This window comes from Frateuria sp. GZRR35 (genome assembly GCF_051900415.1).
In the GTDB taxonomy this organism is placed as follows: domain Bacteria; phylum Pseudomonadota; class Gammaproteobacteria; order Xanthomonadales; family Rhodanobacteraceae; genus Frateuria_A.
This window is the reverse complement of sequence record NZ_JBHZGL010000003.1, coordinates 119,969-131,485: the sequence shown is the minus strand read 5'-3', so window position 1 is coordinate 131,485 and position 11,517 is coordinate 119,969. Positions and strand designations below refer to the sequence as shown.

Annotated in this window: 8 protein-coding genes; 5 read left to right on the top strand and 3 right to left on the bottom strand. The window is 69.7% G+C overall.

Translation table 11 applies throughout. From position 1 onward, the window contains the following. Positions 1–11: 11 nt before the first annotated feature. Positions 12–1,271 carry a flavodoxin-dependent (E)-4-hydroxy-3-methylbut-2-enyl-diphosphate synthase gene (gene ispG, locus ACFWZ3_RS05185; protein WP_439706716.1) on the bottom strand — a complete coding sequence of 420 codons (1,260 nt, stop codon included), beginning with the start codon at positions 1,269–1,271 and terminating at the stop codon, positions 12–14. A gap of 1,261 nt (positions 1,272–2,532) precedes the next feature. After that, positions 2,533–3,015, bottom strand: coding sequence for a hypothetical protein (locus ACFWZ3_RS05180; protein WP_439706715.1), 483 nt, complete (start codon positions 3,013–3,015; stop codon positions 2,533–2,535). Here ACFWZ3_RS05180 and ACFWZ3_RS05175 point away from each other — a divergent pair. Together ACFWZ3_RS05175 and ACFWZ3_RS05170 are read left to right on the top strand one after the other, a co-directional pair. Then, positions 3,014–4,312, top strand: coding sequence for an SDR family oxidoreductase (locus tag ACFWZ3_RS05175; protein WP_439706714.1), 1,299 nt, complete (start codon positions 3,014–3,016; stop codon positions 4,310–4,312). The two genes, ACFWZ3_RS05180 and ACFWZ3_RS05175, sit on opposite strands and share 2 nt — an antisense overlap. Continuing rightward, entirely contained in the window at positions 4,312–4,779 is a 468-nt protein-coding gene (locus ACFWZ3_RS05170) for a DUF2269 family protein (protein WP_439702040.1), read from the top strand. The genes ACFWZ3_RS05175 and ACFWZ3_RS05170 overlap by 1 nt, the downstream gene beginning before the upstream one ends. Positions 4,780–4,832: 53 nt before the next feature. Here the strand turns inward: ACFWZ3_RS05170 and ACFWZ3_RS05165 are convergent, their stop codons facing one another. Continuing rightward, entirely contained in the window at positions 4,833–6,782 is a 1,950-nt protein-coding gene (locus tag ACFWZ3_RS05165; RefSeq protein ID WP_439706713.1) for an acetyl-CoA hydrolase/transferase C-terminal domain-containing protein, read from the bottom strand. Positions 6,783–6,865: 83 nt separating this feature from the next. Between ACFWZ3_RS05165 and ACFWZ3_RS05160 the strand changes: the two genes are divergently transcribed. The 3 genes from ACFWZ3_RS05160 to ACFWZ3_RS05150 all read left to right on the top strand — a co-directional run bounded on the left by ACFWZ3_RS05160 (position 6,866) and on the right by ACFWZ3_RS05150 (position 11,514). After that, positions 6,866–8,290, top strand: a complete 1,425-nt coding sequence (locus ACFWZ3_RS05160; protein WP_439706712.1) for a phospholipase D-like domain-containing protein — start codon at positions 6,866–6,868, stop codon at positions 8,288–8,290. A 307-nt stretch (positions 8,291–8,597) separates the two neighbouring features. Beyond that, positions 8,598–9,953 carry an exodeoxyribonuclease VII large subunit gene (gene xseA / locus ACFWZ3_RS05155; protein ID WP_439706711.1) on the top strand — a complete coding sequence of 452 codons (1,356 nt, stop codon included), beginning with the start codon at positions 8,598–8,600 and terminating at the stop codon, positions 9,951–9,953. A 127-nt stretch (positions 9,954–10,080) separates the two neighbouring features. Further along, on the top strand, positions 10,081–11,514 hold the full coding sequence (locus ACFWZ3_RS05150; protein ID WP_439706710.1) for an aldehyde dehydrogenase family protein: 1,434 nt from the start codon (positions 10,081–10,083) through the stop codon (positions 11,512–11,514). Positions 11,515–11,517: the final 3 nt, after the last annotated feature.

The following is an 11,517-nucleotide window of genomic DNA, read 5'->3' as shown; positions in this document are numbered from 1 at the left end:
GGTGCCGGGGGTCAGGCAGTCCGGGTGGCGTACTTGCGTGCCACGTAATCGTCCAGGATGCCGACGAATTCCTCGGCGATGTGGTCGCCACGCAGGGTCATCGCCTTTTCGCCGTCGATGAACACCGGTGCCGAGGGCGCCTCGCCATTGCCCGGCAGCGAGATGCCGATGTTGGCGTGTTTGGATTCGCCCGGTCCGTTGACCACGCAGCCCATCACCGCGAGGGTGAGGTTTTCCACGCCGTCGTACATCACGCGCCATTCCGGCATCTTGGCCCGCACATGGCCCTGCACGGTCTTGGCCAGTTCCTGGAAGAACTCGCTGGTGGTACGTCCGCAGCCCGGGCAGGCGGTGACCAGCGGGGTGAACGCGCGCAGCCCCATGGTCTGCAGCAATTCCTGCGCGACGATCACCTCCTGCGTGCGCGAGCCACCGGGCTCGGGCGTTAGCGAGATGCGGATGGTGTCGCCGATGCCCTCCTGCAGCAGCACCGCGAGCGCCGCCGCCGAGGCGGTGATGCCCTTGGAGCCCATGCCGGCCTCGGTGAGGCCCAGGTGCAGTGCGTAATCGCAGCGGGTGGCCAGGTCGCGGTAGACCGCGATCAGTTCCTGCACGCCGGACACCTTGCAGGAAAGGATGATGCGATCGCGCGGCAGGCCGATCTGCTCGGCGCGGGTGGCCGAATCGAGCGCGGAACGGATCAGCGCCTCGCGCGCGACTACGCCGGCGTCCCACGGCTGGGCGCGTTGCGCGTTCTCGTCCATCAGCGTGGCGACCATGCCCTGGTCGAGCGAGCCCCAGTTGGCGCCGATGCGCACGGGCTTGCCGTACTGGATAGCCTTCTCGATGATCGATGCGAACTGGCTGTCTTTCTTCTTGCCGAAGCCGACGTTGCCCGGGTTGATGCGGTACTTGGCGAGCACCTCGGCGCAGGCCGGTTCGGCTTCGAGCAACTGATGGCCGTTGTAGTGGAAGTCGCCCACGATGGGGACGTCCACGCCCATCATGGCCAGCTTTTCGGCGATGCGCGGCACTGCCGCGGCAGCCGCCGGCGTGTTCACGGTGATGCGCACGACTTCGGAGCCTGCGCGGGCCAGTTCAGCGATCTGCTTCGCGGTGCTGGCGGGGTCTTCGGTGTCGGTATTGGTCATCGACTGCACCACCACCGGCGCGCCGCCGCCCACCATGACTTTGCCCACGCTTACGCCTACGCTCGGGCGGCGAGTTGCCGGGCCGGCGGGGCGTGGCTGCTGGGGAATGGAGTCGCTCATGGGTCGCTACGAAAAGTGGGCCGCCTTGGCTGCGGCAATGCACAAGAATACCACTGCCCCGCTCCCTCTCCCCTCCGGCGAGAGGGTTGGGGTGAGGGGCCGGGGCTCGCGGGGATGCCTGCGAGAGCGGTGTTTTGCCTGTCGTTCGTGCGTGCTCTCACCGCAACTTGGCTCGCCTGCCGCGGGCTTCCGATCGCCTGCCGGCGCTCGGGTCACTTTTCTTTGCCGGCCCAAAGGAAAGTAACCAAAAGAAATGGCCTGCTAAGCCCGGTGAGAGATAAGAACTAGGTGCCGCCTCGCCTTGATGGGTCAGTCGCCTGCTCTTAGAGGAGCTGCCGCCGCTTTACCGCGCGCGCTCGGGAGCTGATGCAGGAAGAGAGCGAGGTTGTGCACGCTCGCCGCGCTCTGCTCCCTCTCCCCTCCGGGGAGAGGGCTGGGGTGAGGGGCCGGGGCTCGCGGGGATGGTTCCTACGGAGGTTGCTTGGTTGTCGCCCTTGCGTGGCCTCACCGCAACTTGGCTCGCCTGCCGCGGGCTTCCGATCGCCTGCCGGCGCTCGGGTCACTTTTCTTTGCTGGCCCAAAGAAAAGTAACCAAAAGAAATGGCCTGCTAAACCCGGTGAGAGATAAGAGCTAGGTGCCGCCTCGCTTTGATGGGTTGGTCGCTCGCTCTTAGAGGAGCTGCCGCCGCTTTACCGCGGGCGCTCGGGAGTTGGGGCAAGGGTGGCTTTGCGGCGGCGTGGAATGGCTACCAATTTTGCCTTCAAAGCGGTCGTGTTCGGGCGCACCGGCATGACCTCTTGGCTCGACGGCAAACTGTTGGTTTCGCTTCGTGATCGCGAGCCCTACGGGTATCAATGACGAATGTCTGCTTCGCGAGAGGGAGAGTCACAAAACGCCGATACCAGCCAAGCCTCTGGATTGCCTCCCTGGCCTCAGCTCCCGAGCGCCCGCGGTAAAGCGGCGGCAGCTCCTCTAAGAGCAAGCGACTGACCAAGCAAAGCGCACAGGCACCTAGCTTTTTAGCCACCCCGTGCTTAGCCAGGCCATTTCTTTGGTTACTTTCTTTGGGCCAGCAAAGAAAGTGACCCGAGCGCCGACAGGCGATCGGAAGCCCGCCGCAGGCGAGCCAAGTCGCGGGGATACCACGCAGGAACGACAAGCAAAGCCCCCCTCTTATGCAGGAGGCGCCCCCGCGAGCCCCGGCCCCTCACCCCAACCCTCTCCCCGGAGGGGAGAGGGAGCTCAGAAAAGCACCACGCCCTAGCGGGCGTACCGGCGCCGAGCCCAGGCGCCAGCGAACAGGCCGACGCCGAAAGCCACGTACACGGCTGCAATCGAGGCCCGCCCGATATGCCGCTCGAAACCCGGGCGGAACCGGGGCGGCGTGATCGTGTAATCCACCACGCAAGCGGCCGTCGCCACCGCCGCGGCGCGCGCGGCCGACACCCGGGGCGGCGCGGGCCAGCGCAGACACCATGCCTCGTAAATGCCCGCCCACAACAGCGAGCTGAAGTGATGCACCACGTACCCCACCGCCGTGTAGCGCCAACTCGGCCCGACGTGCCGCTTCGCCCGCCGACCCCACAACCATTGGCTGGCCGCATTCACGCCGGCCAGCGGCGCGCGCGCTTCGCACGCACTACACGCCGCCACCACCACGCTCGACAGCACTGCGGCGATCGCGCCGCTGAGGTTGGTGCGGGCAATCCACGAGGGTTTGAGGCGCGCGAGCGGCGTGGGCATGACGGAAGCCTCCGGAGGGAACAAGGCGCGCTTGCGCGTGCTGGTGCTTGGCGCGGATGGGCTGATCGGCCGCGCCGTGTGCGATGCGCTGCAGGCGGCCGGCCATCGCCCCGTGCGCGGCGTCCGGCACAGGCAGGGTAGCGGTGGCGCGGGTGTAGGCCATGTCGAAGCGGACTTCGCGCACGACACCCATCAGGCCGACTGGCTGCCACGGCTCCAGGGCATCGACGCGGTGGTCAATGCCGTGGGCATCTTCGCCGAGCATGGCGCGCAGACGTTCCGGCGCATCCACACACAGACGCCGCGTGCGCTGTTTGCGGCCTGTCGCGCCGCGGGCATCACGCGCGCCGTGCAGATCTCCGCACTGGGTGCCGACGAACACGCGACGAGTCGCTTCCATCGCAGCAAGCGAGCCGGGGACGCGGCGCTGCACGCGATGGTGCCGACCGGGACGGCGCTGCAGCCTTCGCTCGTGTTCGGCTCGACCGGTGCCAGCAGCCGGATGCTGATGCTGCTTTCCTGGCTGCCGCTGGCGGTGCTGCCCGGCAGCGGGCGCCAGCGCATCCAGCCGATCCACGTCGATGACGTTGCGGCGCTGACCGTGCGCCTGCTGGAAGACGACGCGCGCCCACCCAGCCTGGCCGCGGTGGGGCCGCAGGCGCTCTCGCTGGCGCGCTACCTGTCGGTGCTGCGGCGTGCGCTCGGTGGTGGGCGATTGCGCGTGCTCGGCATCCCGACGACCTGGCTGGCGCGCGTCGGCCGGCTCGGCGGGCACTGGGTGGACCGCGAGGCGCTGGCCATGCTCGACCGCGGAAACACGGCCAATGCCGCGTCCGCCACGCACTGGCTGGGCCATCCGCCGCGACCGCCGCGCCTGTTCCTGTCGCGGGCCGAGGCGGCGGACATGCGGGTGCTGCTCGCCTGGCGTGTCTGGGCCCTCGTGGGCCGGGTCGCCGTCGCGCTGGTATGGCTGGTGACCGCGCTGCTGTCGCTCGGCGTGTATCCGGTGGCAGGCAGTTTCGACCTGCTGGCCCACGTCGGTTTGCACGGTCCCATGGCGTCCGCCGCGCTCTATGGCGGCGCACTGCTCGACCTTGTGCTGGGCATCGCCACGTTGGCGTTGCACGGCCGTGCGCTGCGGATCACTTACCTGGCGCAGGTGGCGCTCATCCTTTCCTACACGGCCATCATCACGATCGCCCTGCCGGCGTTCTGGCTGCACCCGTTCGGGCCGATCCTGAAGAACCTGCCGATGCTGGCGCTGATCGGCGCGTTGTACGCCACCGAGCGACGCTGATGGCCTATCTCATCGTCAAATGGCTGCATGTGCTGTCGTCCACGCTGCTGTTCGGCACCGGCATCGGTACGGCCTTCTACCTGCTGGTGGTCAGCCTGCACCGCGACGTGCGCGTGGTAGCAGTGGTGGCACGCTACGTCGTGATTGCCGACTGGCTGTTCACCGCGACCACCGTGGTGTTCCAGCCCGCGAGCGGCTTCTGGATGGTGCACTGGGCAGGGATTCCCTGGCGCAGCGGCTGGGTCGGCTGGTCCACGCTGCTCTACGCGCTGGCGGTGGCCTGCTGGTTGCCGGTGGTGGTGTTGCAGGTGCGCATGCGGGACCTGGCGGTCGACGCGGCGGCGCGCGGCGAGCCCTTGCCGCCGGGATACTGGCGGGCCTTCCGGCTGTGGGTGGCGCTGGGCATCCCGGCCTTCTTCGCCTTCGTGGCGGTGTTCTACCTGATGGTGGTCAAGCCGCCGTTGTAGGAGCGCACCCTGTGCGCGGACTTGCGGCATGGCGGTCGCGCACAGGTGCGCTCCTACAAGGGGCGACTTTTGCGCAGGGCGGCCAGGACGAGGCGCTGTTGCAGGCGCTCGCCGACGCCCTTGGGCTTGCCTAGCCGCATACGCTCGAGCGCCGGCGCTTCGCCCGCCACCGGTTCGCCCGGCCGCAGGAAAGCGCTGGCCACGGCAAGACGTCCGCGCCACGTCGCACCATGCTCCTTGAGCCAGCCCAGTGCGGGAACGAGCCGCAACTCGTCGCCCGTGAAGTCGCTGCCGAACGGAAACGTCGGCAGCAGCCCCCCGCGCCTGAGCGGCGCCAATGCCTGTTCCAGGCAGTCCGGTCGATGCCGGCGCCATGCCTCGGGAATCCGGAAACCCGGCGCAAGCTTGCCGTTCGCCTTGGCCTCGGCAGCCAGCGCATCGAGGAAGCGCGCGTCGCAGATCGAAAGCATCGCCTCGATGCATTCGCTGTCGCTCTTGCCGCGCAGGTCGGCGGCGCCGTACTCGGTCACCACGATGTCGCGCAGGTGGCGCGGGATGGTGGTGTAACCGTAGTTGAAGCGGATGTTGGTGCGTACCTCGCCGCCCTCGCGGCGGGTCGCGCGCAGCAGCAGGATCGAGCGGCCGTCGTCCAGCTCGTGGGCCATCGCGACGAAGTTGTACTGGCCGCCCACGCCGCTGACCACCTGGCCGTCCTCCAGCGCGTCGGACACCGCCCCGCCCAGCAACGTGGCCATCATGCAGGTATTGAAGAAGCGCGCGCCCCGGCGCTGCAGGGCCGCCAGCGGCTGGTGGTCGCCATAGAGCTGGTTGACGTTGGAGACCGGGCACATGTCGATGGCATCCGGATCGGTAGCCTCGGTGGCGTCGAGCCACGCGTACAGCTCGCGGCTGCCCAGGAAGAACGCGCCACGCAGGTAATGCCCGCCCGGCGTGGCCGGATTGAGCCGGCCAGCGGCGGCGGCCTTCTCCAGTGCCAGGTTATCCCAGCTGCGGCGCTTGAGGATGCCGGCGCGGGCCAGGTGCATGAAGCCGTCCATCACCATCTCGCTGGCGCCGTACAGGCCGGCCTCGAACGGCTCCAGGCCGCCGATGCGCCGGGCCAGCGCCAGGGTCGGGCTCTCGCCGTCGAGCGCGCGCAGGCCGTCACGCCAGGCGGCGTTGTCCTGCTGGCGCAGCAGCAGGCTGTGGACCAGTGCGTCGGACAGTGCGCCGATGCCGATCTGCAGGCAGCCGCCGTCTTTCACCAGCGCACTCGCGTTGAGGCCGATCGCGTATTCGGCCACGCCCACCGGCGTGCGCGGGAGGGCGAACAGGCGCGGCGAACGCGCCGGAACGAGTTCCATGTCGAAGAAGTCGGCCGCGACCTCCGCATGCCCGCTGAGGTAGGGCAGGTCCGGATGCAGCACCGCCACGCACAGCGGCCGCGGCTTGCCGGCACGGGCGCACTGGGCCAGGAAGTCGAGCGTCAGGTCCGGGTTGCTGGAGAGGCTGTAGCGCACGCCCTCCGGCGTCTCGCGCCGCGCCACCAGTTGCACCAGGAGGTTCACGTCCTGCGCGGCCAGGTCGCGCGCGACGTGGGTGTAGTTCTGGCTGATGTAATCGCGCTGCGCGCGCGGCGCGTGCAGCAAGGCGCCGGACTGCAGATAGAACTCGTGAACGGCCACGTTGGGGGGAAGTGCGTGGCGCTGCTCGGCCAGGGCGTACTCGAGATCCTCGTAGTCGGCGCCGAAGTGCCGCTCCAGGAAAGGCGCGAGGAAGCGAGCTTCGAGCCCGGGCTTCGGCTGCGGCCGGGTCAACGACAATGCGGTGTAGATCGTCAGCGACCGGGCCGGATCGGCCACGGTCAGCCGGTACAGCGCGTTGAGCAGGCCATGCGGCTTGCCCAGGCCCAGCGGCGCGGCGACGCACAGATGCGCCCCCAGCCGGTCGGCGATGAGCTGTGCGCAGGCGGCAGTGTCGTCGAGGCGCGTCGCGGGCGGCATGTGCCGATCATGGCAGAAGCCGCAAGAGACGCGCATCGACCCGGCGACATTTACCGCACCGCCCATGCCCTAAACTCGCCGCCATGGCGACGACCCCGCTGATTCCCTCCGCGCCCAGCCGCTTCCTGGCCGAACAGGCCCTGAGCCGTGCTGCCGGTGCGCCGCTGATCGGCGGCAACGCGGTCGAGCTGCTGATCGATGCGCAGGCCCATTTCGACGCCTGGCTCGCCGCGATCCGCGGCGCCCGCCAGCGCATCCTGCTGGAGAACTACCTGATCAGCGACGACGAGGTGGGCCGCGCCTTCCGCGACGCGCTGGTCGAACGCGCGCGGGCCGGGGTGATGGTCGCGGTGGCGTGCGACTGGCTCGGCTGCCTGGGCCAGTCCGGCTACGCGTTCTGGCAGCCCCTGCGCCGCGCCGGCGGCGAGGTGCGCGTATTCAACCCGCCCCAGTTGGGCAAGCCGTTCGGCTGGATCACCCGCGACCATCGCAAGCTGCTGGTGGTCGACGGCCACCTCGGCTTTCTATCGGGCGTGTGCATCAGCGCGCGCTGGCTGGGCAACGCCGCGCGCGGCGTGCCGCCATGGCGCGACACGGGCGTGGCGCTTCACGGTCCGGCGGTGGCCGAGCTGGAACAGGCCTTCGCGCAGAGCTGGGCGAGCATGGGCAAGCCCCTCGCGCTGCCGCCGCCGGAAGACCACACGGCCGGCGAGATCGCCCTGCGCGTGATCGCCACCCAGCCTTCGACCGCCGGCATGTACCGGCTCGACCAGCAGGTCGCCGCGATGGCGCGCCGCACGCTGTGGATCACCGACGCCTACTTCGTCGGCATGGCCCCGTACGTGCAGGCGCTGGCCTCGGCCGCACGCGACGGCGTGGACGTGCGCCTGCTGGTGCCGGGCACCAGCGACATCCCGCTGGTCGCCGGCATGTCCCGCTCCGGTTACCGGCCGCTGCTCAAGGCCGGCATCCGCGTGTTCGAATGGAACGGCTCGATGCTGCACGCCAAGACGGCCGTGGCCGACGGCCAGTGGGCGCGCGTGGGCTCGTCCAACCTCAACATCGCCAGCTGGCTGGGCAACCGCGAGATCGACGTGGCGGTCGAGGACACCGGCTTCGCCGGGCTGCTGGCCGAGCAGTACGAACGCGATCTCACCAACGCCACCGAGATCGTGCTGGCACCGCGTCGGCACCGGCCGCATATCGCGCGGGTAAAAAGCAGCACCGAACGTCCGCCGCGCCCCAAGCGCCCGGGCGGCAGCACCAGCCGGGCCGCGGCCGGCGCGCTGCGCATCGCCAACACGGTCGGCGCCGCACTGACCGACCGCCGCGTGCTCGGCGATACGGCGCGCGGGCCGCTGCTCGCCGGCATCGCCGTGTTGATCGTGCTGGCGGTGGTGTCACTGGCCTGGCCAAAGGTGGTGAGCTGGCCTATCGCGGTGCTGTCCGCGTGGTTCGCGTTGAACCTGGCGATCCGGGTCTGGCGGCTGCGCCGGCGGCGGGACTGAGGCCAGGCTTCCCCCATCCGCCCTTCGGGCACCTTTCCCCGCGCGCGGGGGAAGGACCGTGAGCGAGCTTCCTCCCACCTACGGGCAAATCCCGTAGAGCCCTCTCCCGCCCGCCCGGGGCGAGCGGGCGGCGGTGCGGGGAGGGCTACCCGTACACGCGGGAAAACTCCCGATCGAGCCTTCCCCCGCCTGCGGGGGAAGGTGCCGAAGGCGGATGGGGGAAGCCTCGCCACGAACTGACACCCAACATGCACTTCCTCGCCCAAGCGCATGTTCAACAAGCGCTTCGTGCTAGGCTCGACGGTCCATGCGCACCCCCGACCAACCCGCCGCCCCGCCGCGCAACATCCTCACCCCGAGCACGCTCAACCGGCTGGTGCGCGGGCTGCTGGAGGACGCGCTGCCGCTGGTGTGGATCGAGGGCGAGCTGCGCAACGTGTCGCGCCCGGCCTCGGGGCACCTCTACTTCACCCTGAAGGACGCCGGCGCCCAGGTGCGCGCGGCGATGTTCAAGCCCAAGAGCAGCTGGCTGCGCTTCAAGCCGGCCGACGGCATGCACGTGCTGGTGCGCGCGCGGGTCGGCCTGTACGAACCCCGCGGCGAATTCCAGCTGGTCGCCGAACACATGGAGCTGGCCGGCGAGGGCGCGCTGCGACGCGAGTTCGATCTGCTCAAGGCGCGGCTCGAGGCGGAAGGCCTGTTCGAGGCCTCCCGCAAGCGCGCCCTGCCCCGCTTCGCCCGGCGCATCGGCGTGATCACCTCGGCCACCGGCGCGGCGATCCGCGACGTGCTGAGCGTGTTGCGGCGGCGCTGGCCGCTGGTCGAGGTGGAAGTATTACCGGTGCCGGTACAGGGCCGCGAGGCGCCACCGGCGATCGTGGCGATGCTGCGCAGGGCTTCGGCCACGCGCCGCCACGACGTGCTGTTGCTGACCCGTGGCGGCGGCTCGCTGGAAGACCTGATGGCCTTCAGCGACGAAGCGGTCGCCCGCGCCGTGCATGCCAGCGCGGTTCCGGTGGTGAGCGCGGTCGGGCACGAGATCGACTTTTCCATTGCCGATTTCGTCGCCGATCTGCGCGCGGCCACCCCCTCGGCCGCCGCCGAGCTGCTGGTGCCGGACGCGCTTGCCCTGCGGCGGCACCTGGGCCAGTTGGCGCAACGCCTGCAACTGCTGCAAAGCCGCCGGTTGCAGGCGCAGACCCAGCGCCTCGACCACCTGCTCGCCCGCCTGCACGCGCAGCGCCCGCAGGCACGGCTGGCGCGCGACCGCGAACGGCTCGTGCAACTGCACCGTCGCCTGCACGCGGCGCTGCGCGAGCAGGTCCGCACTCGCTCGACCCGGCTCGAGCGACTGCACGCGCGCCTGCTGGCGCAGCATCCGCGCCAGCGACTGCAGTTGCTGCAGCGGCGACTGGCCGAACGCGAACGCTCGCTGCAGCAATGCATGGGCCATCGACTGGAACGCGCCCGCCTGACGCTGCGCCAGTCCGCCCGCGCGCTGCAGGCGGTCAGCCCGCTGGCGACGCTGGAGCGCGGCTACGCGATCGTGTTCGACAGCGAAGGCCACGTGTTGCGCACCGCGAAGGACGCGCCGCCGGGGACGCCCCTGCGCGCGCGGCTGGCCGACGGCCAGTTGTCGCTGAAGGTGATCGACAACTCCTAGGAGGGTGGGCTTCAGCCCACCTTCCCCGTGCGGCCATGGTGGGCTGAAGCCCACCCTACGCCCATCGGCTCACGTGTCGGCAACGCCGTCGGCGGCACCCTGCCCCTTGCCCCTCCGGGAGACGTCCATGCTCGAGAAGACCTACCCCTACTACCTGGCCAACCGCCCGCAGCACCCCAACGCCGACCTCGAGGTCCGCGACAAGTACAGCGGCAAGGTCGCCACCCGCGTGGCCGTGCCCGATGCACGCGCGATGGAGAAGGCGATCGCGGCGGCGGTCAAGGCCACCGCGCCGATGCGCGCGTTCAAGCCCTGGGCGCGCCAGGCGGTGCTGGAACACTGCGTGGCGCGCTTCGAGCAGCGCCGCGACGAACTGGCGCTGGCGCTGTGCGTGGAAGCAGGCAAACCGATCAAGGACGCCGCCGGCGAGGTGACGCGGCTGATCGAGACCTTCCGCATCGCCGCCGCCGAAGCGGTGCGCCTGGATGGCGAGACGCTCAACCTGGAACTCGCGCCGCGCCTGGACGGCTATCACGGCTTCACCAGGCGGGTGCCGATCGGGCCGGTCTCCTTCATCACGCCGTTCAACTTTCCCCTCAACCTGGTCGCGCACAAGGTCGCCCCGGCGATCGCCGCCGGCTGCCCGTTCGTGCTCAAGCCCTCCGAGAAGACCCCCATCGGCGCGCTGATCATCGGCCAGGTGCTGGCCGAGACCGACCTGCCCAAGGGCGCGTTCTCGATCCTGCCCGTCGGCGGCAAGGAAGCCTCGCCGCTGGTCGAGGACGAGCGCTTCAAGCTGCTTTCCTTCACCGGCGGCCAGATCGGCTGGGACCTCAAGGCCCGCGCAGGCCGCAAGAAGGTGGTGCTGGAGCTGGGCGGCAACGCGGCCTGCATCGTCGATGCCGACCAGGGCGACAAGCTCGATGCCATCGTGCAGCGGCTGGTGTTCGGTGCGTTCTACCAGTCCGGCCAGAGTTGCATCGGCGTGCAGCGGATCTACGCGCACGCCTCGCTCTACGAGGCCCTGAAGAAGAAGCTGGTCAGCGCCACGAAGAAGCTCAAGGCAGGCGATCCGAAGAGGAAGGACGTGTTCATCGGCCCGATGATCGACGAGGCCGCGGCCAAGCGCCTGCACGGCTGGATCGAAGAAGCGCGTCGCGCCGGCGCGACATTGCTCTGCGGCGGCAAGCGCGAAGGCAACATGCTGGAAGCGACCCTGATGGAAGGCGTGCCGCGCGACGCCAGGGCCAACCGCATGGAAGCCTTCGGCCCGTTCGCCTTGCTTGCCCCGTTCGACACGTTCGACGAGGCCATCGGGCTGGTCAACGACTCGGACTACGGCCTGCAGGCGGGCATCTTCACCGACCGGCTCGAACACGCCATGCGCGCCTGGGACGAGCTGGAACAGGGCGGCGTGATCGTCAACGACATCCCCAGTTTCCGCGTCGACAACATGCCCTACGGCGGCATCAAGCTGTCCGGCTTCGGCCGCGAGGGTGTGCGCTATGCCATCGATGACATGAGCGAAGTGCGGTTGATGGTGATGCGCCGGCCGGCGTGAAGC